The organism is Kitasatospora sp. NPDC085879 (assembly GCF_040686255.1).
Classification (GTDB): domain Bacteria; phylum Actinomycetota; class Actinomycetes; order Streptomycetales; family Streptomycetaceae; genus Kitasatospora.
Window position 1 is genome coordinate 44,083 of sequence record NZ_JBFBJZ010000006.1, and the last position, 25,393, is coordinate 69,475.

At 72.5% G+C, this 25,393-nt stretch carries 22 protein-coding genes and 1 riboswitch; of the genes, 7 read left to right on the forward strand and 15 right to left on the reverse strand.

All coding sequences use genetic code 11. The features are described from left to right. Positions 1-3: 3 nt before the first annotated feature. Positions 4-813, reverse strand: a complete 810-nt coding sequence (locus tag AB0P35_RS06770; protein WP_363507443.1) for a class I SAM-dependent methyltransferase — start codon at positions 811-813, stop codon at positions 4-6. Further along, complete coding sequence (locus tag AB0P35_RS06775) at positions 810-1,259, reverse strand: VOC family protein (RefSeq protein WP_363507446.1); 450 nt, start codon at positions 1,257-1,259, stop codon at positions 810-812. Before AB0P35_RS06775 ends, AB0P35_RS06770 begins: the two co-directional genes overlap by 4 nt. 21 nt (positions 1,260-1,280) lie before the next feature. On the opposite strand from AB0P35_RS06775, the gene AB0P35_RS06780 reads away from it, so the two are divergent. Both AB0P35_RS06780 and AB0P35_RS06785 read left to right on the forward strand, forming a co-directional pair. After that, a complete protein-coding gene (locus tag AB0P35_RS06780; protein ID WP_363507449.1) occupies positions 1,281-1,883 on the forward strand; it encodes a CGNR zinc finger domain-containing protein in 603 nt (200 codons plus the stop codon). After that, on the forward strand, positions 1,883-2,290 hold the full coding sequence (locus AB0P35_RS06785) for an SRPBCC domain-containing protein (RefSeq protein WP_363507452.1): 408 nt from the start codon (positions 1,883-1,885) through the stop codon (positions 2,288-2,290). Before AB0P35_RS06780 ends, AB0P35_RS06785 begins: the two co-directional genes overlap by 1 nt. Before the next feature lie 35 nt (positions 2,291-2,325). Here AB0P35_RS06785 and AB0P35_RS06790 read toward each other — a convergent pair whose 3' ends face one another. The 7 genes from AB0P35_RS06790 to AB0P35_RS06820 all read right to left on the reverse strand — a co-directional run bounded on the left by AB0P35_RS06790 (position 2,326) and on the right by AB0P35_RS06820 (position 10,931). Next, positions 2,326-3,417 (reverse strand): dipeptide ABC transporter ATP-binding protein, encoded by a 1,092-nt coding sequence (locus AB0P35_RS06790; protein ID WP_095873082.1) that lies wholly within the window; start codon positions 3,415-3,417, stop codon positions 2,326-2,328. A gap of 34 nt (positions 3,418-3,451) precedes the next feature. After that, positions 3,452-4,513, reverse strand: a complete 1,062-nt coding sequence (locus AB0P35_RS06795; protein WP_095873083.1) for an ABC transporter ATP-binding protein — start codon at positions 4,511-4,513, stop codon at positions 3,452-3,454. Then, positions 4,510-5,508 carry an ABC transporter permease gene (locus AB0P35_RS06800; protein WP_179419362.1) on the reverse strand — a complete coding sequence of 333 codons (999 nt, stop codon included), beginning with the start codon at positions 5,506-5,508 and terminating at the stop codon, positions 4,510-4,512. Before AB0P35_RS06800 ends, AB0P35_RS06795 begins: the two co-directional genes overlap by 4 nt. Positions 5,509-5,625: 117 nt before the next feature. Next, a complete protein-coding gene (locus AB0P35_RS06805; RefSeq protein ID WP_363507456.1) occupies positions 5,626-7,395 on the reverse strand; it encodes an ABC transporter substrate-binding protein in 1,770 nt (589 codons plus the stop codon). A gap of 96 nt (positions 7,396-7,491) precedes the next feature. Continuing rightward, positions 7,492-8,478, reverse strand: a complete 987-nt coding sequence (locus tag AB0P35_RS06810; protein WP_095873086.1) for an ABC transporter permease — start codon at positions 8,476-8,478, stop codon at positions 7,492-7,494. 585 nt (positions 8,479-9,063) lie between these two features. Next, positions 9,064-9,951, reverse strand: a complete 888-nt coding sequence (locus AB0P35_RS06815) for an enhanced serine sensitivity protein SseB C-terminal domain-containing protein (RefSeq protein ID WP_363507459.1) — start codon at positions 9,949-9,951, stop codon at positions 9,064-9,066. A gap of 185 nt (positions 9,952-10,136) precedes the next feature. Beyond that, positions 10,137-10,931, reverse strand: a complete 795-nt coding sequence (locus AB0P35_RS06820; RefSeq protein WP_363507462.1) for an enhanced serine sensitivity protein SseB — start codon at positions 10,929-10,931, stop codon at positions 10,137-10,139. Positions 10,932-11,050: 119 nt separating this feature from the next. Then, positions 11,051-11,153, forward strand: a riboswitch (glycine riboswitch). 186 nt (positions 11,154-11,339) lie between these two features. Here AB0P35_RS06820 and gcvT point away from each other — a divergent pair. The 4 genes from gcvT (at position 11,340) to AB0P35_RS06840 (ending at position 15,814) form a co-directional block, all read left to right on the forward strand. Continuing rightward, positions 11,340-12,458: a glycine cleavage system aminomethyltransferase GcvT gene (gene gcvT, locus AB0P35_RS06825; protein ID WP_363507465.1), complete on the forward strand. Its 1,119-nt coding sequence runs from the start codon at positions 11,340-11,342 to the stop codon at positions 12,456-12,458. A gap of 93 nt (positions 12,459-12,551) precedes the next feature. After that, positions 12,552-12,926 (forward strand): glycine cleavage system protein GcvH, encoded by a 375-nt coding sequence (gene gcvH / locus AB0P35_RS06830; protein ID WP_095873090.1) that lies wholly within the window; start codon positions 12,552-12,554, stop codon positions 12,924-12,926. A gap of 77 nt (positions 12,927-13,003) precedes the next feature. Next, complete coding sequence (gene glyA, locus AB0P35_RS06835; RefSeq protein WP_363507468.1) at positions 13,004-14,272, forward strand: serine hydroxymethyltransferase; 1,269 nt, start codon at positions 13,004-13,006, stop codon at positions 14,270-14,272. A 159-nt stretch (positions 14,273-14,431) separates the two neighbouring features. Beyond that, positions 14,432-15,814: an L-serine ammonia-lyase gene (locus AB0P35_RS06840; protein WP_363507471.1), complete on the forward strand. Its 1,383-nt coding sequence runs from the start codon at positions 14,432-14,434 to the stop codon at positions 15,812-15,814. A gap of 281 nt (positions 15,815-16,095) precedes the next feature. On the opposite strand, the gene AB0P35_RS06845 is transcribed toward AB0P35_RS06840, so the two are convergent. The 4 genes from AB0P35_RS06845 to AB0P35_RS06860 all read right to left on the reverse strand — a co-directional run bounded on the left by AB0P35_RS06845 (position 16,096) and on the right by AB0P35_RS06860 (position 20,804). Continuing rightward, positions 16,096-16,644: an ATP-binding protein gene (locus AB0P35_RS06845; protein ID WP_363507474.1), complete on the reverse strand. Its 549-nt coding sequence runs from the start codon at positions 16,642-16,644 to the stop codon at positions 16,096-16,098. Positions 16,645-16,737: 93 nt separating this feature from the next. Next, complete coding sequence (locus AB0P35_RS06850) at positions 16,738-17,943, reverse strand: Ig-like domain-containing protein (protein WP_363507477.1); 1,206 nt, start codon at positions 17,941-17,943, stop codon at positions 16,738-16,740. A 176-nt stretch (positions 17,944-18,119) separates the two neighbouring features. Continuing rightward, positions 18,120-19,400 carry an Ig-like domain-containing protein gene (locus AB0P35_RS06855; protein WP_257019045.1) on the reverse strand — a complete coding sequence of 427 codons (1,281 nt, stop codon included), beginning with the start codon at positions 19,398-19,400 and terminating at the stop codon, positions 18,120-18,122. A gap of 195 nt (positions 19,401-19,595) precedes the next feature. Further along, positions 19,596-20,804, reverse strand: a complete 1,209-nt coding sequence (locus tag AB0P35_RS06860; protein WP_363507480.1) for an Ig-like domain-containing protein — start codon at positions 20,802-20,804, stop codon at positions 19,596-19,598. A 218-nt stretch (positions 20,805-21,022) separates the two neighbouring features. Between AB0P35_RS06860 and glgX the strand changes: the two genes are divergently transcribed. After that, positions 21,023-23,278, forward strand: coding sequence for a glycogen debranching protein GlgX (gene glgX / locus AB0P35_RS06865; RefSeq protein ID WP_363507483.1), 2,256 nt, complete (start codon positions 21,023-21,025; stop codon positions 23,276-23,278). Between the two features lie 7 nt (positions 23,279-23,285). On the opposite strand, the gene AB0P35_RS06870 is transcribed toward glgX, so the two are convergent. Both AB0P35_RS06870 and AB0P35_RS06875 read right to left on the reverse strand, forming a co-directional pair. Further along, complete coding sequence (locus AB0P35_RS06870; protein ID WP_095873097.1) at positions 23,286-24,140, reverse strand: geranyl diphosphate 2-C-methyltransferase; 855 nt, start codon at positions 24,138-24,140, stop codon at positions 23,286-23,288. 41 nt (positions 24,141-24,181) lie between these two features. Continuing rightward, positions 24,182-25,381: a family 2 encapsulin nanocompartment cargo protein terpene cyclase gene (locus tag AB0P35_RS06875; protein ID WP_363507486.1), complete on the reverse strand. Its 1,200-nt coding sequence runs from the start codon at positions 25,379-25,381 to the stop codon at positions 24,182-24,184. Positions 25,382-25,393: the final 12 nt, after the last annotated feature.

The window sequence follows — 25,393 nt, forward strand, 5'->3', positions numbered from 1 at the left end:
CGGTCAGCCGCGGGCGCCGGTGGCGACGAGGGCGGCGACGGGCAGGCCGTCGGCGGTGTACGGAGCGGCCAGGCGCAGGTACTCGGCGCGGATCCGCGCCACCTCCTCGGCCGGGCGGCCCTCGATCAGGGCGGCGGTGAGCACGGTGCCGCCGAGGACGTGCCGCCACCAGGCGGCGGGCTCCACCCGGTGCCGCCAGCGGGCCCGCTCGACGCGCACGCCGGTGAAGCCGGCCGCGCCGAGCAGCGCGCCGAGGCCCTCCGGGGAGGCGTACCGGGTGAAGGGGGCGCCGGGCAGCCCGGTCGGTGCCGGGCCGCCGACCGCGCGGACGGCGTCGAAGACCAGGCCCTGCGCCCGGTTGGCGGCGAGCGCGTCCCAGCAGGAGAGGGCGAGCCGGCCACCGGGGGCGAGCACCCGGTGGAGGTCGGCCGCGGCGGCCGGCGGGTCGGGCACGTGGTTGATCACGAAGGCGCCGACCACGGCGTCGAACCGGCCGTCCGGGTACGGGAGTCCGGGCAGCGCGGCCTGTTCGACCCGGGCGCCGGGCAGCGCCGCGGCGGCGGCCCGGACCATCTCCGGGACGGCGTCGGTGGCGGTCACCTCGGCGCCGCGCTCCAGTGCCAGGGCGGCGAGCCGGCCGGTGCCGCAGCCGACCTCCAGCAGCCGGGTGCCCGGGGCGGCGCCGACCGCGTCGAGCAGGGCCGGGTGCACCCCCGCGGTCATCGCGCCGAAGCCCTCGCCGTAGGTGGTGCTGCGGGCGGCCCAGCCGCGCCGTTCGAAGGCGGCGAAGTCCGCCGCGTCGCCGCCGCTCACTGGACGCAGAACTCGTTGCCCTCGGGGTCGGCCAGGGTGACGTGCCGGCTGCCGGGCTCGTCGATCCGGGCGAGCACGGTGGCGCCGAGGGCGACCAGCCGGTCCACCTCGGCCTCGCGGCGCTCGGGCCCGGCGTGCAGGTCGAGGTGGAGCCGGTTCTTGACGGTCTTGGGCTCGGGGACGGCCTGGAAGAGCAGCCGCCGGCCGTGACCGATGCCGGTGTCCGGGTCGAACGGGTCGTCGGGGTGGCGGACGGCGGCCATCGTCCGGAAGGCCTTGCGGCCGCCGACCTCGGTCCAGGCCTCGGCGGGCAGCACCCGCTGGCCGATCAGCCGCTCCACCAGCACGCTGTTGTCCTCGACGAGGTAGCCGAGGGCCTCGCTCCAGAACGCGGTCTGCCGGTGCGGGTCCGCGCAGTCCACGACGATCTTCCAGTCGAGAGTCATACAACCGGTTATAGTGGTTACATGGACGACGCCGCAACCGGACTCGTGCTGCACTCCCCCGAAGGCACCGCCTACCGCTTCGACCCGGGCGCGCTCTGCCTGGAGCTGCTGCCCACCGGCGGGCCCGGCGCCTACGCCCGCTACGAGGTGCTGCACCGGCCGGCCGACCTCGCGGACTGGATCGCCGCCTGCCGGCTGGACACCGGCGAGGTCGCGGTCGGCCCGGCGGAGGTGGCCGCCGCACGGGAGCTGCGCGACGCACTCTGGCGACTCACCGAGGCCCGGACGGACGGCGCCCCGGGCGCGCCCGGGGACTACGAGGCCGTCAACCGGGCCGCCGCCGCGCCCCCGCCCGTCCCCCGGATCGGCCCGGACGGGCGGCGCGCCGCCCCCGCGCCCACCACCGCCACCGCGGTGCTCTCCGCCGTGGCCCGGGACGCCGTCGCACTGTTCACCGGCCCGTACGCGGACCGGATCCGGGCCTGCGGGGCCCACGACTGCCAGTTGCACTTCGTCGACACCTCGCGGCCCGGCCGGCGGCGCTGGTGCTCGATGGAGCGCTGCGGAAACCGCCAGAAGGTCCGGGCGCTGCGCGCCCGGCAGGCCGACGCAGGAGGCGCCTGATGCCCACCGGACTCACCCGCGACACCGGCTGGCAGATCGGCGTCTCGCGCACCCTGCCGCTCCCGCCCGAGGAACTCTGGCGGCTCGTCACCTCACCCGAGGGCACGGCGCTCTGGCTCGGCGAGGGCGCCCACCCGCTCGGCGGGCCCGGCACCGGGTACGCGACGGCGGACGGCACGACCGGCGAGGTGCGCAGCCACCACCCGGGATCCCGGCTGCGGCTCACCTGGCGGCCGCCCGGGCGCGCCGCCGACACCGTGCTGCAGCTGACCGTCTCCCCCGTGCCGCGCGGCGCGGTGCTCCGCTTCCACCAGGAGTGGCTCGTCGACGCCGAGGAGCGGGAGCGGCAGCGGGCGCACTGGGCCGCGGTGATCGGAGCCCTGGCACGGCTCGGCCCGGGTGCCTGAGACAGGCACCCGGGCCGGGCGGTGGACCGTGCGGGTCAGCGGTGGTCGAAGGTCCGCTGGGCGTGGATGCCCGGCTTCGTCAGACCGATCTGCTGGTCCCCGTCGTTCTCCGGGAAGTGGCAGGCCACCTGGTGGCCCGACCGCGCCGCGACCAGCGGCGGCTCCTGGGTGGCGCAGACGTCCTGCGCCTTCCAGCAGCGGGTGCGGAAGCGGCAGCCGCTCGGCGGGTTGAGCGGCGAGGGCACGTCACCGGTGAGCAGGATGCGCTCGCGGCGCTCCTTGCGGCGCGGGTCCGGCGTCGGCACCGCGGACATCAGCGCGTTGGTGTACGGGTGCATGGGCGCGCTGTACAGCGAGTCCCGGTCCGCGATCTCGACGATCTTGCCGAGGTACATCACCGCGACGCGGTCCGACACGTGCCGGACGACCGACAGGTCGTGCGCGATGATCAGGTAGGTCAGGCCCAGCTCGTTCTGCAGGTCGTCCAGCAGGTTGACCACCTGCGCCTGGATCGACACGTCCAGCGCGGAGACCGGCTCGTCCGCGACGATCATCTTCGGCTTGAGTGCCAGCGCGCGGGCGATGCCGATGCGCTGGCGCTGGCCGCCGGAGAACTCGTGCGGGTAGCGGTTGTAGTGCTCCGGGCTCAGACCGCAGAGCTCCAGCAGCTCCTGGACGGCCTTCTTGACGCCGCCCTCGGTCGCCACCTTCTGCAGCCGGAACGGCGCGCCGACGATGGTGCCGACGGTGTGCCGCGGGTTCAGCGACGAGTACGGGTCCTGGAAGATCATCTGGATGTCCCGGCGCAGCGGGCGCATCGCCGAGACCCCGAGGTGCGTGATGTCGTGGCCCTCGAACTCGATCTTTCCACCGGTCGGCTCGTCCAGGCGGGTCACCAGGCGGCCCATGGTGGACTTGCCGCAGCCGGACTCGCCGACCACGCCGAGGGTCTCGCCGGCCCTGACCTCGAAGTCGAGGCCGTCCACGGCGCGCACGGCGCCGGCCTGGCGGCGCAGCAGCCCCTTGGTGATCGGGAAGTGCTTGGTCAGCCCGGTCACCTTGAGCAGGGGCTGACGGTCGGAGGCGGGCGCGGGTGCGGGGATCGCCGCCGTCTTCGAGTCCGTCATCGGTTGTCTCCTGAGTGTGGTACTGGCGGCCGGGTCACAGCCGGGGCGCGATCTCTTCGGCGAAGATCCGCTGCCGTTCGGCGATCGGCAGGTGGCAGGCCGCGAGGTGCCGGGGGGCGGCCTCGGCCAGCACGGGCACCTCGGAGGAGGAGCGCCCGCCGGTCAGCTCGGCGTACGGGCAGCGCGGGTGGAAGGCGCAGCCGGACGGCACGTTGATCAGGCTCGGCGGGGTGCCCTTGACCGGGATCAGCCGGTCCTGGAGCTCCCGGTCGAGCCGGGGCATCGAGCCGAGCAGACCCCAGGTGTAGGGGTGCTCGGGTGCCTCGAAGAGAGACGCGGCGGGGCCGCGCTCGACGGACTTGCCGCCGTACATCACCAGGATGTCGTCGGCGAGTTCGGCCACCACGCCGAGGTCGTGCGTGATGATGATGACCGCCGAGCCGAACTCCTTCTGCAGGTCCCGGATGAGGTCCAGGATCTGCGCCTGGACGGTGACGTCCAGGGCGGTGGTGGGCTCGTCGGCGATCAGCAGCGACGGGTCGTTGACCAGCGCCATCGCGATCATGGCGCGCTGGCGCATGCCGCCGGAGAACTCGTGCGGGTAGGCGTCCACCCGCTTGTCCGGCTGCGGGATGCCGACCCGGTCGAGCATCTCGATGGCGCGGGTGCGCGCCTGCTTCTTGCTGGCGCCCGGGTGGTGCGCCCGGTAGCCCTCGATGATCTGCGCGCCGACCGAGTAGTACGGGTGCATCGCGGTCAGCGGGTCCTGGAAGATCATCGCCATCTTCTGGCCGCGGAGCTTGCGGACCCGCTCGGGGTCGGCGGCGACGAGCTCCTCGCCGTCCAGCCAGACCTCGCCGGTGATCCGCGGGGCGCCGCGCTTGGTGCCCATGCGGTGCAGGCCCATGATCGACAGCGAGGTGACGGACTTCCCGGAGCCGGACTCGCCGACGATGCCGAGGGTCTTGCCCTTCTCCAGGTCGAAGGTCAGGCCGTCGACCGACTTGACCAGTCCGTCCTCGGTGGGGAAGTGCACCCGCAGGTCGCGCACCGAGAGGTAGGCGGAGGGCTTGGTGGTGTTCAGGGTCTTGCTCATGCCAGCCTCACCCGAGGATCGACAACGGCGTACAGCACGTCAACCATCAGGTTGGCGATGATGATGAAGAAGCCGGCGAAGAGCGTGACACCCATGATCACCGGAAGGTCGCTGGAGCTGACCGCGGAGACCGCCTCGTAGCCGAGCCCACGGAAGTTGAAGGTCGACTCGGTGAGCACCGCGCCGCCGATCAGGGCTCCCAGGTCCATGCCGAAGACGGTGAGGATCGGGGTGAGGGTGGAGCGCATGGCGTGCTTGCCGATGACCGTCCGCTCGCCGAGGCCCTTGGCCCGGGCGGTGCGGATGTAGTCCTCGCCGAGCACCTCGAGCAGGGTGGCGCGGGTGAGGCGGGCGTAGGTCGCGGCGTAGAGGAACGCCAGGGTGACCCACGGCAGCACCAGGTTCTGGAACCACGCGACCGGGTCGTCGCCCAGGTTCACGTAGTCGTGCGGGAACCAGCCGAGCTGGTACACGAAGATCGCGCTGGCGAGCATGCCGGTGAAGTAGATCGGCAGCGAGACGCCGGCCAGGGCGGTCGTCATGGTGAAGCGGTCGAGCAGGGTGCGGCGGCGCAGGGCGGAGACGACACCGGTCGCGGTGCCGAACACCAGCCACAGGGTGGCCGCGCCCGCGGCGAGCGAGGCGGTGACGCCCAGCCGGTCGAGAAGGACGGGCCACACCTCCTGCTCGGTCTTGAAGGAGTAACCGAAGCACGGCGCGGAGCAGTGGGTGATGTCCACGCCTGTGCTGTAGTCGCGCCCGACGAACAGGCCCTTCAGGAACAGGAAGTACTGCTCGACGATGGACTTGTCGAGGCCCATCTTGTGTCGGATACCCTCGACGGCCACCTTGTCGGCGATCTTGCCGACGTAGAGCAGCGCGGGGTCGGTCCCGGTCAGTTTCGGCACCATGAAGAAGATGCCGAAGGTGACCGCGGAGACCACCAGCAGCATGGCGACGACATTGACGAGCCGTCGGATGAGATATACGAGCACTGCGGTCGGCCCCGCCCCGGGCCGGCCGCGTCCCTGTGGGGACGCCGGCCGACCCGGGCGGAGCCTTCACCTGCCCTTCGGACTAGCTGTGCGAACTACGGGTGCGGGCGGGGCAGGTCACTTGCCGTCGGAGACGCCCAGGGCCTGGAAGTCGACCTCACCGAACGCGTCGTTGATGAAGACGTTGGTCAGGCGCGGGTTGCGGTAGTTGAGGGCCTTGTCAGCCACGATCGGCAGCCACACCGCGGTGTCGACGACCTTGTGGTTGATCTGCTTGTAGAGGTCGGCGGCCTTGGCCGGGTCCGTCTGGGCGGCGGCCTCGTCGAAGAGCTTGTCGATCGCCGGGTCCGAGGTCTCCGGGTAGTTGCTGTTGCCGTTCTTGGTGATGAAGCGGCTGTCCATCAGGGGCTGCATGTAGCCCGCGCCGTTCGGGTAGTCGGCGCCCCAGCCGGCCACGATCAGGCCGTAGCCCTTCTGGTGGACGACGTCCGGCGCACCGGCGACGGAGGCGAGCAGCTTGCCGTCGTACTGGTCGACGTTGACGGTCACGTTGATGGCCTTGAGGGCGGTCTGCAGCGCGACGGCCGAGTTGACCTCCTTGGCCTTGTTGCCACGGACGGCGATCGTGGTGGTGAAGCCGTCCGCCTTGCCGCACTCCTTGAGCTCGGCCTTGGCCTTCTCCAGGTCCGGCTTCCCCTTGGTCAGACCGAACGGGTCGTAGTCGTCCGAGCCGAGGATGTTCGGGGGCAGCATGTTGCCGTAGGTGGAGCCGGCGACCGAACCGCCGCGGGCGGTCTGCAGCGCGGTGGTGTCGGCCGCGAACAGCACCGCCTTGCGGCAGTGGATGTTGTCGAAGGGCGCGACCTTCTGGTTCAGCGCGATGAAGCGGATGAAGCCGTTGTACGGGTCGTCCGTGTTGGCCTTCAGCTTCTCGTCCTGCAGGACCTTGACCTGGGCGGCCTGGGAGAGACCGGTCTGGCCGAAGTCGATGTCGACGGAGCCGGCCAGCAGGCGGGCGTCCATGTCGTCGGCGTTGGAGGTGACGGTCAGCTTGACGCTGTCCGGCAGCGCCTTGCGGAACGGGTCGGTGGCCGGGTCCCAGTTCTCGTTGCGGACGAGCTCGTAGCCCTTGCCCGGCTCGACCTTGGCGAACTTGTAGGGGCCGGAGGAGACCGGCTTGTCACCGTACTTCGCGCCGGTGTCCAGCTTCTGCGGGACGGGCGAGGCCGAGCCCATGGCGAGCAGGAACGGGAAGGACGAGTCCGCCTTCGCCAGCTTGAAGACGATGGTGGTGTCGGTGGGGGTCTCGACCGACTTCAGACCCAGCTTGTTGGGGTCGGTGTCGGTGTAGGGACCCTTGTAGTCCTGGCCCTGGTCCAGGGACTGGATCAGGTAGGTCGGGCCACCGGAGACGACGTCCTGCGCGAAGATGCGCTCGATGCCGTACTTGATGTCCTTCGAGGTGATCGGCGAGCCGTCCTCGAACTTCAGACCCTGCTTCAGGTGGAAGGTGTAGGTCTTGCCGTCGGAGGACACGGCCGGCTGGTTCGCCGCGAGGTCCGGAACGAGCTTGAGGCCGTCCTTGCCCGGCTTGCCGTCGAAGGCCAGGAGGGTGCGGGCGTAGTAGCGCTCGAAGTTCCACACCGAGGCGTAGTAGGCGCGGCCCGGGTCGAGGGAGTCGACGTCGGTGCTCGTCCAGAGGTTGAGCGTGCCGCCCTTCTTGTCGGAGGGGTTCAGCACCTTGTCAACGGCGGCGTTGAAGCCACTGGCCGAGGTCTTGCCCGCGCTGTCGCTCGTGCCACCGCCCTTGGTGCCGCCGCAGGCCGCGGTGGTCAGGGCGAGCGCAGCCACGAGGGAGGCTGCGGCAAGTGTCCTGTTGCGCTTCATGGGTACGGAGTCCTCCTGGTGATGTGCGGGCACGAACGGTCCGCCGGGGGTGGGCAGGCTGAGAGGGACCTGCCTGGTCTGTGGGGGGAGGGAGGGCTAGTTGCCCTTGGGGTCGAGCGCGTCCCGGAGGCCGTCGCCGAACAGGTTGAACGCGAGCACCGTGACGAAGATCGCGAGACCGGGGACGACCATGTAGGTCGGGTCGGCCTGGTAGATCCGGGTCGCCTCGGAGAGCATCTGGCCCCAGGACGGCGTCGGCGGCTTCACGCCCGCGCCCAGGAAGCTGAGCGCCGCCTCGCTGAGGATGTTGGTGGGGATGATCAGCGTCGTGTAGACGAGGATCGGCGCGACCAGGTTCGGCAGCAGCTCACGGAAGAGGATGTGGATGCTGCCGGCGCCGAGGCTGCGGGCGGCGTCCACGAACTCCCGCTCGCGCAGCGACAGGGCCTGGCCGCGGACGATGCGGCCGATGTACGGCCAGCCGAAGAAGCCGATGACCAGCACCAGGATGCCCATGCGCAGGGCGGTGCCGCCGAGGCCCAGCAGCGAGTTCGGCATCACCGAGACGAGCGCGATGGAGAACAGCAGCTGCGGGAAGGCCAGCAGGACGTCCATCACCCGGCTGATCGCCGCGTCGACCCAGCCGCCGAAGTAGCCGGCCGCGGCGCCGAGCACCACGCCGATCACCACGGAGACGGCGGCGGCCAGGAAGGCCACGGTGAGCGAGATCTGGGCGCCGTAGAGGATCCGGCTGAAGACGTCGCGGCCGAAGGTCGGGTCGACGCCGAGCAGGAAGTCACCGCTCATGCCGCCGTACGCGCCCCTGGGGAGGCCGAGGTCCGGGTTGATCTGGTCCGGGTGGGGCTCGTCGACCGGGTGGCCGAACAGTGCCGTCAGCACCGGCGCGAAGATCGCGGCGAGGATCAGCAGCAGCACCACGGTGCCGCCCGCGAGGGCGACCTTGTCGCGCTTGAGCCGGTCCCAGGCGATCCGGCCCGGCGAGCGGCCCTGAATGCGCTTGGCCGGTGCGGCAGTTACTGCCTCCGGCCGGGCGGAGCCGGTGGTCTCGGTGGGTGTGGTCATGAGTCAGTTCGTTCCCCTCGCCGACGGTGGCCGGCCCACGGCCCGGTCCGGCGGGGCGACCCGGGCCCGATCAGGGCCCGGACCCCGGACGGTCCGGAATTCGCGACAGGTGCGGTGCAGAGCGGTGCGGTGGTTCCGTACGCCGGTGCGGCGGTGCAGAGTTCGTTTCGAGGTACCGGAGCCTGCCGTCCGGCACGGGGCCGGGGCGACGGTTCGCGGCATTTGCGGGGGTACTGCGGGTCCTACGTGGTGCCGGGGTGCGCGGCATGCACATCGCGCGGTTCGGCGGACCAGGACGCGATCACCTTTGTGGGGGTCGGCTCGCGCACTGCGTTGGGCAGCACTCTCTGTCATCGGAGCGACGTTCCGCCAGAGGGGGCAACCGAAGGATGCCTAACTGTGATCTGCCGGCATGCAGGCCTGCGCGGCCCCGAATACGGCTCTTCACACGGCTGAAACAAGCCTGTCAAGACGGGTACTGACGGAAGCCCGCCAACGGCGGGAAACCGCCATCACCTGGGCATGACCCGCCACTGGCGGATCACCGCCACCCGATTGTGCAAAAAGGAGGAAAAAAGGAGTTGATCAACGGCCGGGGTAGCCGGGCCAGGGCTGCTGGGGCCAGGGCTGCTGCCCCGGCGCCGACTGCGGAGAGTAACCAAAAGCCGGGTAGGGGGCCGTACCCTGCGGACGCCCGTACTGGGTGTCGCGGTCGAAGAACGGGCGGGCGTTCGCCCGCATCCACATCGCCACCGGGTCGAACTCGTCGGCCAGCGCGACCGTCGACACCGCCAGCCCCTCCGGGGCCAGCTGGGCGGCCCGCTGCACCAGGGCGCGGGCGGCCTCCACCGACGGCGGCGAGGTGTCGTACAGGTCCAGGCCGACCGCCAGGTACGCCTCGCCCAGCGCGGGCTGCACCCACGCCTGGCGGAGCGAGCGCAGCGGGCGGATCTGCGCCGCCTGCTGCTCCAGCAGGCCGTAGAACTGCGGCGCGTTCAGCCGGGGCTCGGAGATCCGCAGCGGCCCGGCCGGCAGCCGGTCCAGACCCACCGCGATGCGTCTCAGGTCCGCCCACGGGATGCCGACGCCGCCGCCCGGTGCGTGCGGATTCAGCCACAGGCCCCAGCGGGTGCGGAACAGCGCGGCGGCGATCTCGGCGCCGGAGACGACCTCGTGGGCGCGGGCCCAGCCGCTGGCGGCGAGCTGCTCGGCGGAGGTGACGGCGGGGGCGTAGCCGTGCCCGCCGATGTCCATGTTCCCGTACTGGGCGTCCGGGCTGCCGGGGGTGCCGTGCCAGAGCAGCATCCAGACCTGCCCCTGGGCGAGCGCCCGCAGCAGGTCCTCGTAGGCGTCGTAGCGCTCCGGGGCGACCGCGCCGAGGGCGCGCTCGATGGCGCCCGGGTCACCGACCGGCCGTGCCACGGGGGCCTGGCCCCACGGGCCGGGCCCACCGCCTGCCGCTGCCGCGCTCATGCGCCCGCCTCGCTCCGCTCGCTCACGTCGCCGTGCCCCGTCTTGTTCCGTCTTCCGCCGCTCGTGCCCACTGCCGGGCAGCACCCTATTGCGCGCGGCCGACAGGCGTCATGCCGGATACCCCTCGCCGCGCCGCTCTGCGCGTCCCCCGCCGGCCCGCGCGGGCGGGCCGCCCCGGCGGGAGGTCACGCCCGGACGTAGAACGGGGCCACGCGGGACAGCAGCCACTCCACGACGGGGTCGTCGGCCAGGTCCAGCAGCACCAGGTGGACGCCCCACGGTGGCGGCGCGGTTCCGAGCGCCCGGCCGAGGGCCTCGTTGACCTGCGTCGGATCGGCCGGCCAGGCCGGGTCGAGCTGCACGCCGACGTACAGCTGCGGGGCGTCCGCCTCCACCCGGGCGAGCGCCCGACGGGCCGTCAGGACGCCGGGCAGTTGGGCGAGTTCGGCGGTGGCCGCGGCGAGGAAGGCGTACGGCTCCTGGTGCGGCTCGGGCTCACGCAGCGCGACCGCGGCGCCCTCGGAGACGGCCTCGCCGTGCACCCGGTCGCCCTGCGGGCCGCGGCGCAGTTCGCCGACGCCCTCCGGCGGCACCGGGATGCCCACCGGCGCCTCCGGGTTGACGGCGATGCCGATACCCAGCGGCAGGCCGCGGGCGAACTCCCACACCGGGGCGACGGCGAAGGCCATGCCGGGGGCGTGCTGCAGGAACTGCTCCTGCGAGGAGAACACCGGCACGTACGGTGCGCCGGCGAGTTCGATGGTCGGCAGGTCCAGCGAGGTGCCCTGCGGGTCGGCGCCGGCCGGCAGCGGGATCCACACCTGGCTGCGGGCGAGCACCTCGATCACCCGCGGCGTGGCGCCGGGGTCGCCGAGCGCGGCGGTGAGCACCTGCTCCAGTTCGTTGGCCGGCCAGTTGCCGCCCTCCGGCGGCGTGCCGGGTGCGGCCCACGCCTGTGCCTCGCCCGCCGGATACCCCATGTACCGCCCCTTCGCTCGTCCCCTGTACAGAGCCTAGCGGGCCGCCCCCTCTCCCATCAGGCCCGGCGGCATGCCATGATGAGCGCGCTCGACCCTCCGACAAGTTCATACTGGCCGCTCGAACCCGCGCGGGAGAGTCCGGAACGCCCCCAGGGGCGAGGCCGGCGCCGAAGGAGCAAGTCCTCCCCGGAATCTCTCAGGCACCCATACCGCACGGGCGAGGCACATCTGGAAAGTGGACACGGCCGCGCCGTGCGCCCACCCACGGTGCAAGCCGCCATCCTTGGGGTGGCGGTGAAGCTCTCAGGTTGTTGACGACAGACGGGGAGACTCCACCAGCCCACCCTGCCCTCTTCCGGGCGGGAGGGTCGCCCATGCGTCTGCCTGCAGCCAAGGAGTCCTGCCGTCATGTCCCTCCGCCTCACCGCGCTCGACGCGCTGCACCGCTCGCTCGGTGCCACCATGACCGACTTCGCCGGCTGGGACATGCCGCTGCGCTACGGCAGCGAGCGCGAGGAGCACCTCGCCGTCCGCACGAAGGCGGGCCTGTTCGACCTCTCGCACATGGGCGAGCTCACCGTCTCCGGCCCGCAGGCCGGCGAGATGCTGGACCACGCGCTGGTCGGCTTCATCTCGGCGCTGGGCGTGCTGCGCGCCCGCTACACGATGATCTGCCGCGAGGACGGCGGCATCCTCGACGACCTGATCGTCTACCGCACCGCGGAGGACGAGTACATGGTGGTCGCCAACGCCTCCAACGCCCAGGTCGTGCTGGACGCGCTGACCGAGCGCGCCGCCGGCTTCGACGCGGTCGTCCGCGACGACCGCGACGCCTACGCGCTGATCGCCGTCCAGGGCCCGGAGGCCAACGGCATCCTCGCCTCCCTCACCGACGCCGACCTGCCCGGCCTGAAGTACTACGCGCTGCTGCCCGCCACCGTCGCCGGCCGGCAGGTCTGGCTGGCCCGCACCGGCTACACCGGCGAGGACGGCTTCGAGGTCTTCTGCGCCCCGGCCGACGCCGAGCACCTGTGGCAGGCACTGACCGAGGCCGGCGCGGACAAGGGCCTGGTGCCCTGCGGCCTGTCCTGCCGCGACACGCTGCGCCTGGAGGCGGGCATGCCGCTGTACGGCCACGAGCTGTCCACCGACCTGACCCCGTTCGACGCCGGCCTCGGCCGGGTGGTCCGCTTCGACAAGACCACCAACGAGGGCGCCTTCGTGGGCCGCAAGGCGCTGGAGCAGGCGGCCGCCGAGGCCGAGTCCGCGCCGCCGCGCAAGCTGGTCGGCCTGGTGTCCGAGGGCAAGCGGGTGCCGCGCGCCGAGTACGCGGTGGTCGACGCCGGGGGCAACCCGATCGGCCGGATCACCTCGGGCGCGCCCTCCCCCACCCTCGGGAAGCCGATCGCCATCGCCTACCTGGACGCGGCGCACGCCGAGCCGGGCACCGCCGTCGCGGTCGACGTGCGCGGCAAGGCCGAGCCGGTCGAGGTCGTGGCGCTGCCGTTCTACAAGCGCGCCCGCTGAACGCCCCAGAATCCTCTTCTCACGCCCTTTTCCCAGCGGTCCGCTCAGCGGACGGCCGCGCCCCTCTCTCTTGCGATCCTGGAGAATGACGCCATGAGCAACCCCACGCACCTGCACTACACCAAGGAGCACGAGTGGCTGACCGCCGCCGAGGACGGGGTGTCGACGGTCGGCATCACCGCGCACGCGGCCGACGCCCTCGGTGACATCGTCTACGTCCAGCTCCCGGAGGTCGGTGACACCGTCACCGCCGGTGAGACCTGTGGCGAGCTCGAGTCCACCAAGTCGGTCAGCGACCTGTTCTCGCCCGTCACCGGCGAGGTCGTGGAGGTCAACCAGGCCGTCCTCGACGACAACGCGCTGGTGAACAGCTCCCCGTTCGAGGATGGCTGGCTGTTCAAGGTCCGCGTCGAGGCCACCGACGAGCTGCTCGACGCCGAGGCGTACACCGCGTTCATCGGCGGCTGACCGCCCGCTCCTCGGGGCGGCCGCAGCGCTGCGGCCGCCCCGCCCCAGCCCTTCGCTCGACGGGGAGACCCCACCTCATGACGGTTCTGAACCAGTCCCTGCACGCGCTCGACCCGGAGATCGCGGCCGCGGTCGACGCCGAGCTGCACCGCCAGCAGACCACCCTCGAAATGATCGCCTCCGAGAACTTCGCCCCGGTGGCGGTCATGGAGGCCCAGGGTTCGGTCCTGACCAACAAGTACGCCGAGGGCTACCCCGGCAAGCGCTACTACGGCGGCTGCGAGCACGTCGACGTCGCCGAGCAGATCGCCATCGACCGGGTGAAGGCGCTGTTCGGGGCCGAGCACGCCAACGTGCAGCCGCACTCCGGCGCGCAGGCGAACGCCGCGGCGATGTTCGCGCTGATCCAGCCGGGTGACACCATCCTGGGCCTGAGCCTGGCGCACGGCGGCCACCTCACCCACGGCATGAAGATCAACTTCTCCGGCAAGCTCTACAACGTGGCCGCGTACCACGTGGACGAGAAGACCGGCCAGGTCGACATGGCCGAGGTCGAGCGCCTCGCCAAGGAGCACCAGCCCAAGCTGATCATCGCCGGCTGGTCCGCCTACCCGCGCCAGCTGGACTTCGCCGAGTTCCGCCGCATCGCGGACGAGGTCGGCGCCCTGCTCATGGTCGACATGGCGCACTTCGCCGGCCTGGTCGCCGCGGGCCTGCACCCCTCGCCGGTGCCGTACGCGGACGTGGTCACCACCACCACGCACAAGACCCTGGGTGGCCCGCGCGGCGGCGTCATCCTCTGCAAGGAGCAGTGGGCCAAGAAGATCAACTCCGCGGTCTTCCCCGGCCAGCAGGGCGGCCCGCTGGAGCACGTGATCGCCGCCAAGGCCGTGGCCTTCAAGGTCGCCGCCTCGGAGGAGTTCAAGGACCGCCAGCGCCGCACCCTGGAGGGCGCGAAGATCCTCGCCGAGCGCCTGCTCCGCCAGGACACCGTGGACGCCGGCGTCTCCGTGCTCTCCGGCGGCACCGACGTGCACCTCGTCCTGGTGGACCTGCGCAACAGCGAGCTCAACGGCCAGGACGCCGAGGACCGCCTGCACGAGGTCGGCATCACGGTCAACCGCAACGCTGTCCCGAACGACCCGCGCCCGCCGATGGTCACCTCCGGCCTGCGCATCGGCACCCCGGCGCTGGCCACCCGCGGCTTCCTGGCGGACGACTTCCGCGAGGTCGCCGACGTCATCGCCGAGGCCCTGCTGCCGGGCTTCGACGAGGCCAAGGCCACCGCGCTCAAGGCCCGGGTGACCGCGCTCGCCGCGAAGTACCCGCTCTACCCCGAGCTGTGACCCGCACCCCGCGGTAAGCAGTTCGTCCCCCGGTGACCGGCCTCACCCCGGCCGGACGCCAGGAATTCCGGGGCACCGCGCACACTGGACAGTGCGCGCGGTGCCCCGTCCCGTGTCACCCCGCAAGTCCTTCCACGAGACCAGACAAGGACGTCCCCCGTGGCCATCAGCGTCTTCGACCTCTTCTCCGTCGGCATCGGGCCCTCCAGCTCGCACACCGTGGGCCCGATGCGCGCGGCCCGGATGTTCGCCCGCCGCCTGCACTCCGAGGGGCTGCTGACCCGCACCGCCTCCGTCCGGGCCGAACTGTTCGGATCGCTCGGCGCCACCGGCCACGGCCACGGCACCCCCAAGGCCGTCCTGCTCGGCCTGGAGGGCAACTCCCCGCGCACCGTGGACGTCGACCAGGCCGACCTCGACGTCGAGCGCATCCACCGCGAGAAGCGGCTGCGACTGCTCGCCCAGGACAAGGACGTCCAGCACGAGATCGCCTTCGACCCGGCGGCCCAGCTGGTGCTGCACCGCCGCCGGTCGCTGCCGTACCACGCCAACGGCATGACCCTCGCCGCGTACGACGAGACCGGCGCCCCCGTCCTGGAGAAGACCTACTACTCGGTCGGCGGCGGCTTCGTCGTCGACGAGGACGCGATAGGCGCCGACCGGGTCAAGCCGGACGACACCGTGCTGCGCTACCCCTTCCGCACCGGCGAGGAGCTGCTGCGGCTCACCCGCGAGACCGGCCTGTCCATCTCCGGCCTGATGCTGGAGAACGAGAAGGCCTGGCGCAGCGAGGCCGAGATCCGGACCGGGCTGCTGGAGATCTGGCACGTCATGCAGGAGTGCGTGGCGGCCGGCATGGGCCGCGAGGGCATCCTGCCCGGCGGGCTCAAGGTGCGCCGCCGGGCCGCGTCCGGCGCCCGGGCGCTGCGCGCCGAGGGCATCGGCCCGGCCAACGCGATGGAGTGGGTGACCCTCTACGCGATGGCGGTGAACGAGGAGAACGCCTCCGGCCGCCGGGTGGTCACCGCGCCCACCAACGGCGCCGCGGGCATCGTCCCGGCCGTGCTGCACTACTACCTGAACTTCGTGCCGGGCGCGGACGACGAGGGCATCGTCCGGTTCCTGCTGGCGGCCGGTGCGATCGGCATGCTCTTCAAGGAGAACGCCTCCATCTCCGGCGCCGAGGTCGGCTGCCAGGGCGAGGTCGGCTCGGCCTGCTCGATGGCGGCGGGCGGCCTGGCCGAGGTGCTCGGCGGCAGCCCCGAGCAGGTGGAGAACGCCGCGGAGATCGGCATCGAGCACAACCTCGGCCTCACCTGCGACCCGGTCGGCGGCCTGGTCCAGATCCCCTGCATCGAGCGGAACGGCATGGCCTCCGTGAAGGCCGTCACCGCGGCCCGGATGGCGCTGCGCGGCGACGGCCGGCACCACGTCTCCCTCGACAAGGCGATCAAGACCATGAAGGAGACGGGCGCCGACATGAAGATCAAGTACAAGGAGACCTCGCGCGGCGGCCTCGCGGTCAACGTCATCGAGTGCTGACGAGGGCCACGGCCCGACCGCGGCTTACGGCAAGCATTCAGAGGTCGCCGAGTTGAACAACGGAGCCTTCGAAGGTTGCGGGCGGCCTGCACCTTTGGATCGATTTGTCCAGACCGGTCCCGTCATGCGACAGTAGAGGCATTCCACGGCCTCCACCGACCCGGTTCGGCCGTTCCACCGCGGGCGCGCACCCCCTTGGCCGCGCGGTGACGCGCACGGGCCCCCGACACCGCACACCGAGCGGACACGGGGGCCCTGCTCGCTTCCGGGGCCGGGTGGGCTCAGGCGGTGCGCTCGCGGACCCGCAGCTCGCACCAGACGGACTTGCCGCGCGGCAGCAGGTCGGCGCCCCAGCGGTCCGACACCGCGTCCACCAGCACCAGCCCGTGGCCGTTCTCCGCGCCGCCGCGCTCGGCCGCCACGATCATGCAGGGCAGCGCCCGTGAGGAGTCCCGGACCTCGATCCGCACCCAGCCCTGGCGGCGCCCCATCCGAAGGCCGACGGTGCGCCCCCCGGCGTGCCGGACGGCGTTGGCGACCAGCTCGCCGGCCAGCAGCTCGCCGGACTCCTGCGCCTGCGCCAGCTCCCAGGAACGGAGCACGGCGGCCACCAGGCGGCGGGCGATCCCGGCCGACTCGGGGCGCGACGGCAGCCGCACCTCCTCCTCGGCCGCCGGGTCGCGCAGCAGCTCGAAGGCCGCCTGCTCCAGCTCGCGCGGAGTGAGCCGTTCCAGGGCCGCGAGCGCAAGGCCGCGGCCGTCCGACGCATCGTCACCGGCCGTGCCGAGCACCCGATTCGACGCCTCGCCCGACTCACGCCATCCCGCCATGGCGCCCATCATTGCGGAACGCATGCGGGCGCGCACGGACAATGAGCAAACGATCACGGCGTCCGGACATATGACAGCGGCACGCCTGCGGGCCTACCAGGCGGTCCAGGCCAGGTTCCAGCCGCTCAGGCCGTTCTCCCCGGAGACGTGCTCGCCCTTGGAATTCACCACGGTGACGACGTCGCCGATCATTGACGCGTCGTAGAAGCGGCCGGCGTCGGTGCCGTCGCTGCCGTAGCGGGTGTCGGCGATGCCGATGCAGCCGTGGCTGGCGTTGGAGCGGCCCATCGCGCCGAGGGCCCAGGAGTTGCCGTGCACGTAGGTGCCGGTGTCGGTGAGCCGCATCGCGTGCGGCACGTCGTCCAGGTCGTACTCGTCGCCGGCCTTGACGCCGCTGACGCCCTGCGAGGACATCCTCGTCCGGCGGGCCATCTCCTCGATCACCATGGTGCCGTTCCAGCTGTCGAAGCCGGGCTTGCCCGCGGTGAACTTGAGGGTGTCGACCGTCTTCCCGTTCTCCACCACGGTCATCCGGTGGGTGGCGACGTCGGCGGTGCTCACCCGGGAGCGGCCGACCGTGAAGTGCTCGTCGCGGTCGGTGTCGCCGTACACGCCGGGGGCCAACTCGGCGCTCTTCAGCCGGTACCTGACGGTCACCTCGGTGCCGGGCTTCCAGAACTCGGCCGGCCGGAAGTCGACCCGGTCGTCACCGAACCAGTGCGGCTTCACCGCGGTGCCGTCGGAGGTCTCGAAGACGACGGCCTTCTCGACCTCGGCCCGGTTCTCCACCGCCTTCTTGAAGTGCAGCGAGACGATCATGCCGACGCCGTAGGTCTGCCGGTCCTCGGTGTTGTCCCAGGAGCCGATCTTCTTCGCCGGGGTGAGCGTGGTGAAGCCGCTCTCGGCGGTGGTCACCCCGCCGGCCGGGTCGGCGGCCTGCGCCGTCACCCGGTACTGCTCGGAGACGGCCAGCGCGGCGGCGGGCGTCCAGCTCAGTCCGTCCGCGGCGAGGGTGCCTGGCACCTCCCGGCCGTCCCGGCCGGTCACCTTGACGGCCGTCAGCTTCCCGCCGGACGCGGTGACCTTGACCGCGCCGGACGGCTTGACGTCCACGGCGCCGTTCTTCGGCTCGATGCCCACCACCGCCGCCGGCACGGCGGGCTTCGCCTTCGCCGCCGTGGTGCCCGCCCCCGGGGCCGCGGCCCCCGGCGCCGCCCCGGACGAACTGCAGGCCGCCGCCGCAAGGACCAGCACTCCCCCGAGCGCCCCCGCCGTCAGACCTCTGCGCACCGACGCCATGTCGGCCCCCCTCCGTACCGCCGCGCACTCCCCGGCGCGGCACCCACCCCTTACACGCTCCGGGAGGGGCCCGGGTTTCGGCCCGCGGGGCGACGATCCGGTCACGAAGCCGCAACGGCCCGACCGCTCACGGGGAGCGGCCGGGCCGTCGGCGGAGTGCCGGGAGGGCTGTGGGTCTACCAGGCGCTCCAGGAGAGCGTCCAGCCGCTGAGGCCGTTGTCCGGGGAGACCGTGCGGCCCTTGGAGTTGACGATCTTCACTACGTCGCCGACCAGCGAGCTGTTGAAGAAGGTGCCGGCCGAGGAGGACTCGCTGCCGCCCTTGACGTCGCGCAGGCCGACGCAGCCGTGGCTGGCGTTGGACTTGCCGAAGGCGTTGCCCCAGTAGTTGCCGTGCAGGTAGGTGCCCGTGGTGGTGAGGCGCATCGCGTGCGGCACGTCCGGGACGTCGTACTCGTCGCCCTTGACGTTGGCCACGGTGGCCGAGTTCATCCGGGTCACCTTCTCCTTGCTGGAGATGACCATGGTGCCGTTCCAGGACGGGTTCTGGTCGTTGCCCGCGGTGATCGGGATGCTCTTGGCGGAGCCGTCGCCGCTCGCCACCGTCATCATGTGCTTGGCGGCGTCGACCGTGCTGACCTGGTAGCGGCCGATGGTGAACGGCTCGTCGCGGTCGATGTCCCCGTAGATGCCGGGGGCGACCTCGACGCTCTTCAGCCGGTACTTGACGGTCACCTTGGTGCCGGGCTTCCAGTACTCCGCCGGGCGGAAGTCCAGGCGGCGGGAGCCGAACCAGTGGCCCTTGACCGCGGTGCCGTTGCTGGTCTCGAAGGTGATGCCCTTGACGACGGCGTCCTTGTTCTTGACGTCCTTGTTGAAGGAGACCGAGACGATCATGCCGACGCCGTAGGTGGCGTTGTCGGCGATGTTGTCGTTGGTGCTGACCTTCTTCGCCGGCGTCAGCGTGGTGAAGCCGGAGGAGATCGCGGCCGGCAGGCCCGCGTCGTCCTTGGCCTGCGCGTTGACGGTGTAGGCCATGCCCGGCTGGAGCCCGGCGCTCGGCTTCCAGCTGAGGCCGTCGGCGGCGATGGCGCCCTCGACCGGCTTGTCGTTCTTGTCCTTCACCTCGACGGAGGTGAGCTTGCCGCTGGCCACCGTCACCGTCAGCCCGTTCAGGGCGACGTCGGTGGCGCCGTCCTTGGCGCTGACGCCGAGCACCGCGGCGGAGGTCTTCGGCGCAGCCTGCGTGGTCGAGTCGCCGGAGGCGCCCGCCGCGTTCGCGGCCGGGCCGCCGGAACCCCCCGAGCCGCCCGAGCCGCCGTCGTTGCAGGCGGCGGTGAACAGCAGCACGCCGCCCATGGCCAGCGCCACGGCCGCGGTGCGGGCGGTACGACCGGTGCGGCCGGACGCGGCCGCACCTCTGACTATCGCGGCCTCGGCCGCCTGAACCGGCTTCACTCGGTTGCTCCCCTCCCGGTATCCACGGTGAATACACGCGCCCCCGCCCGGGTCGGTTTCACCGGGTTCGGACTTCTTCCGCGCGGCACCGGCGCGGAACGGTCCCGGGCCTGCGCGGCACGCAAGGATAACTGCCCCGGATGAGTGAATCTTCCGCAGGAGGGGGGTGCCGGTTCGGTGAAGCGCGGCACGCGGTCAGCGCGCCGCCGGACCCAGCGCACTGCCCTTCAGCCAGGCCGCCCAGGGCATGTTCCAGCCGTTCAGGCCGTTGGACGGCTGGACCACCGCGCCGGTGTCGCCGCGCACCTCCAGCACGTCGCCGACCAGGGTGTGCTCGAAGAGCCAGCCGGCCGGGGAGTCGGCGTCGCCGCCCTGCCGATCGGCGATCCCGATGCAGCCGTGGCTGGTGTTGGCCGTGCCGAACACCGCCTCGTCCGCCCAGTAGTTGCCGTGCACGAAGGTGCCGGAGTCGGTCAGCCGCATCGCGTGCGGGACGTCCTTGATGTCGTACTCGTCGCCGAGGCCGACCGTCCGGGCGTTCATCCGGGTCTCCTCGAACTTCTCCGAGACCACCAGGACACCCCGGTAGGTGGGGTGTTGCGGCCCGCCCGCGGTGACCTTCAGGGTGCGCACCGGCTCGCCGTCCTCGCGCACCGTCAGGGTGCTGCTCGCCAGGTCGACGGTGGAGATCCGGGCCCGACCGACGGTGAAGGCCACCTCCTTGGCCTGGGTGCCGTACTCGCCGGGCGCCAGTTCCACGTCCTTCAGCCGCAGGCTGACGGTGACCCGGGTGCCCGGCGCCCAGTACGACTGCGGCCGGACGTCGAGGCGCCGGTTGCCGAACCAGTGCGCGGCGAGCGGCACCGGCGGATCGGCCACCACCTCGACCGCCCGCTCGGCCGCCGCACGGTCCGCGACCGGCCGGGTGAAGCGCAGCGAGACCGGCATGCCCACCCCGACCAGCGCGCCGTCCTCCGGTGTGACGAAGGCGGCCACCGTGTGCGCCGGACCGGCCGTCACGAAGCCGGAGTGGTGGTCGGCGCGCAGCCCGTCCGCGTCCTGGGCGACCGCGTCGACGGTGTACGGGGTGGCCGGGGAGAGCTGTTCCTCCGGCGTCCAGCGGGTGCCGTCGGGGGCGGTCCGGCCGGGCACCGTCACCCCGCGGTCGTCCGCCAGACGCACCGACAGCAGCCGCCCCCCGGCGACGGTGACGGCCACCTCGGCGTCGGAGTGCACCTCCTGGGCTCCGTCGGCGGGCATCGCCGCGATCACCGCGCGGGAGATCCGCGGCCGGCCCGCCGGGCCGCCGTCGCCACCCGGCACCGGACCGCCGGTGCACCCGGCCAGCAGCGCGAGCCCCGCCGCGGCCGCCCGCACCGCCCAGCGCCGTGCCACCGCCAGCATGAGGTCCCCCTGTCGTCCGCCCGTGCGCCGTCGCGCCCAGGGCGCCCGGCACCCGGTCAAACGAGGCCGCGGGGCGCCGGACACGAGCCGGCGCGCCACCCGGCGGTCGCCCTGTCGTTCACCCAGCGTCACAACACGATCGGCCACGTGACACCTGCGCAGGATCAGGGAACAACTGGAGAGCGGGTACGGGACCCCCGCGCAGGGAGGGTGCGGCGATGACGGCGTGGCAGGAGCTGGCACGGAGCACGCGCCGGGAGAGCGGCCGCCCACCCGCGGCCGGGCCCGGACGCACCCCCGCCCCGCAGCCGGCGCCGCCCGCCGAACCGTGGCCGGGCAGCTGGCAGCCGCTCGGCGCCCGCTTCCGCACCGCCCCGGACGGCGGCTGCGGCACCAACTTCGCGCTCTGGGCGGCCGGCGCCGAGGCCGTCGACCTCTGCCTGTTCGCCGAGGACGGCACCGAGACCCGGCACCGGCTCACCGAGCAGACCTTCCAGACCTGGCACGGCTACCTGCCCGGCGTGCTGCCCGGCACCCGCTACGGCTACCGGGTGCACGGCCGCTGGGACCCGTGGACGGGCGCCCGCTGGAACCCGGCCAAGCTGCTCCTCGACCCGTACGCGCGGGCGATCGACGGCGACTTCACCAGCCACGACGCCACCTGCACCGCCGTCCGCGGCTGGCCCGAGCCGGACGTCGCCGACACCGTCCGCGACAACCGGGACTCGGCGCCGTACGTGCCCAAGGCCGTCGTCGTGCACGACGACGACGACTGGTACGACGACCAGCGGCCGAAGACCCCGTGGGCCGAGACCGTGCTGTACGAGGTGCACGTGCGCGGCTTCACGATGAGCCACCCGGACGTGCCGCCGGAGCTGCGCGGCACCTACGCGGGCCTCGCCCACCCGGCGGCGATCGCCCACCTGACCCGGCTCGGCGTCACCGCGGTGGAGCTGCTGCCCGTCCACCACCACGTCAGCGAGGACCACCTGCAGGCCCGCGGCCTGACCAACTACTGGGGCTACAACACGCTCGGCTTCTTCGCCCCGCACGCCGGCTACTCCGCCGCCGGCAGCCGCGGCGGCCAGGTCGGCGAGTTCAAGCGGATGGTGCGGGCGCTGCACGCGGCCGGCATCGAGGTGATCCTCGACGTGGTCTACAACCACACCGCCGAGTCCGGGGTGATGGGCCCGGCGCTGTCGCTGCGCGGCATCGACAACGGCGGCTACTACCGGCTGGACCGCAGCCGCCGCGGCTACGCCGACTACACCGGCTGCGGAAACACCCTGGACACCCGGCAGCCGCAGGTGGTCCGGCTGATCACCGACTCGCTGCGGTACTGGGTCGGCGAGATGGGCGTGGACGGCTTCCGCTTCGACCTGGCCGCCGCACTGGCCCGCGGCAGCGACGGGGTGGAGATGCACCACCCCTTCCTCGCCGCGGTCTCCCAGGACCCGGTGCTCAGCCGGGTCAAGCTGATCGCCGAACCGTGGGACGTCGGGCCGGGCGGCTACCAGGTCGGCGGCTTCCCGCCGCTGTGGGCCGAGTGGAACGACAAGTACCGCGACACCGTCCGCGACTTCTGGCGCGGCGCCAGACCGGACGTCCGGGAGCTCGGCTACCGGCTCTCCGGCTCCTCCGACCTCTACCAGCGCGGCGGCCGCCGCCCGTACGCCTCGGTCAACTTCGTCACCGCGCACGACGGCTTCACCCTGCGCGACCTGGTCTCCTACAACCGCAAGCACAACGAGGCCAACGGCGAGCAGAACCGGGACGGCACCGACGACAACCGGTCCTGGAACCACGGCGCGGAGGGCGAGACGGACGACCGGGCGGTGCGCGCGCTGCGCGGCCGCCAGCTGCGCAACCTGCTCGCCACCCTGCTGCTCTCCAGCGGCGTGCCGATGCTCACCGCCGGTGACGAGCTCGGCCGCACCCAGCACGGCAACAACAACGCCTACTGCCAGGACAACGGGACGAGCTGGCTGGACTGGTCGCTGCTGGACGACCCCGAGTGGGCCTCGCTCACCGACCTGGTCGCCCGGCTGGTCCGGCTGCGCCGCGCCCACCCGGTGCTGCGTCAGCGGGCGTTCTTCTCCGGCCGGGAGACGGTGCCCGGCGGCCAGCGCGACCTGGCCTGGTTCACCCCGCGCGGCGAGCAGATGACCGAGGCGGACTGGTTCGCGCCGACCGCCGTGCTCGGCATGCTGCTCTCCGGCAGCGCGATGGCCGAGCGCGACCAGCGGGGCCGGCCGCTGTCCGACGACAGCTTCCTGCTGCTGGTGAACGCCGGGGCCGAGCCCGTCCCGTTCGCGCTGCCCGGCGCGCCCTGGGCGGACTCCTACGAGACGGAGGTGGACACCGCCGCCCCGGCGGACGGGCCGGGGCCGCACCACCCGGCGCCGGGCAGCGTGCTGCTGGGCGGGCGCTCGCTGCAGCTGCTGCGGGCGCCCGCGCGGACCGAACGGGCCTGAACGGGCCTCAGATCTTGTCGGCCACGATCAGCAGGTAGTGGAAGCTGCCCTCCTTGTAGGCGGTCAGGAACGGGTCCTCGATGCCGGTCGCCACCGAGGACTCGGCCCGCAGCTCCCAGTACGGGATGGTGTCGGCGGTCAGGTCGACCACGTTGATCGGCACCAGGTTGTTGGCGGCCAGCGCCTTGAAGTACTGGCTGCGCGGGTGGATGTTGCAGGTGTAGTGCTCGTCGATCCGGCTGACCGCCTTGGAGCGCAGGCCCATGACGTCGTTGGAGCAGCCGGTGATGCAGACGTAGCGGCCGCCGGGTACCAGCACCCGGGAGAACTCGGCGAAGGCCTCGACGAGGTCGACGTACATGGTCGTCTCGTTGGTCCACACCGCCCGGCGGGAGGCGGTCTCCAGGCCGGTGTCGAGCATGTTGCGGAAGTGGAAGCGGACCTTGTCGGCCACGCCGCGGCTCCGGGCCTGCTCGTTGGCGAAGTCGACCTGGTACTCGGAGATGGAGACGCCGTCGACCTCGCAGCCGAAGCGCCGGTTGGCCATGATGCTGCTGCCGCCGCGTCCGGAGCCGGCGTCCAGCAGCCGGTCGGCCGGCGCGACCGCGCCCAGGTGGTCGAGGAGCACATCGGCCTGGGCGGTCTCCAGGCGGTGCAGCTCCGCGATGATCCGCTCGTCGCGGGTGTCCTCCGGGCCCGCCAGCACCGAGGGGTCGTACGCGCCGAGGCCGTAGTGGTGGTGGTAGAGGTCGTCGATCTCGCCGAGCCGCAGGTTGACCGGATCCCGCTCGGCGTTCCAGTAGTTGGCGACCGACCGCTGGAAGGCCGTGCGCAGGACGTTGGGCGGGGTGGTGGTGGTCATGGCTGAGCTCCTCGTCGTAGGGGTTGGGTGGTGGTCGGGGGTCAGGCCGTCCGGTAGCGGGCGCTGCCGGCGTGCCACTCGCGGTTTCCGCCGACCCACGCCCAGGTGCCGGCCAGGTAGCGGCGCAGTTCGGGGGAGCCGACGAGGGAGAGCGCGGCGGCCTCGGCCTCGAAGGTGTGCATGAGTTCGTCGTGGAGCTGGACGCTGATCTCCACCGCCTCGTCGAGGGAGCACTGCTCCTCGGTGGCGATCAGCATGGGCAGGCTGAAGTCCGAGGGATCTTCCTTGCCCATCGAGTAGAGGTCGTTCATCAGCACCGTGGCGGTGCCCGCCAGGTTGACGGCGCGCCGCACCCGCGGGTCGGCGAACTGGGCCTGCGGCAGCTCGTACCCGGCGATGGCGTCGACCAGGACCATGCACGGGACGAAGCTGTTCTCGTGCCGGTGCATCAGGTACTCCCAGACCGGAGGACGGTGGCCGGTGGTGTGCCACATGCCTTCCTGGTTGTACGCGACGAACATGATCGCCAGCTCGTGGCGGAGCCGCCGGACCTGTGTGGTGGTGGCGTGAGCGGCGAGGTCGTCCAGCGAGGAGCGCAGCGCCATCGCGACCGGGTCCCTGCGGACGACCTCCTCCAGCTGCGGCGCGTAGCGCAGCGGGAGCTGGGCCTGGTCGATCACCGAGTGGCAGATCGCCAGCCGCCGGCCGATCAGGTCGTGCCGGGGCTCCTCGACCTCGCCGTCCACGATGTGGTCGTCCACCGCCCATTCGGCCAGCCCGCACTTGGCCGCGGCGAGCAGCCGGTCCGGGTCGTCCGTCTCGGGGTGGGCGAGCATCATGAGGCGGCCGAAGTTCGCCGAGCGGACCATGTCGAGCCGGCCCGGGTAGATGCCGACCTCCTCGGCCCACTCCACCAGCCGCCCGTTGACCAGGTCGCCGAGCGCCGGGTCGTCCCGCAGGGCGGGCGGGCAGTAGAGGGCCGGGGCCGCGCCGTGCTCGCGCCGGGCGCCGGGCGGTGCCCCGGCCACCGCGTCGACGCCCCCGCCGGACGCGGCCGGCCGGACGGGGGCCGCCGGCCGAGAGATCCGTGCAGCGGCCGTGCCGAGGCCGGTGGGGCCGGGGCTGTACCAGGTGAGCGCGGCCGGCGCGGGGCGCTCCGCGCCGGCCAGCACGGCGGCCGCCAGGCCCGCCGGCGGGTGGGTGGCCCGGGCGTCGGGGGCCCGGGTGAGCGGTGATGCCATGTCAGCCGTCCT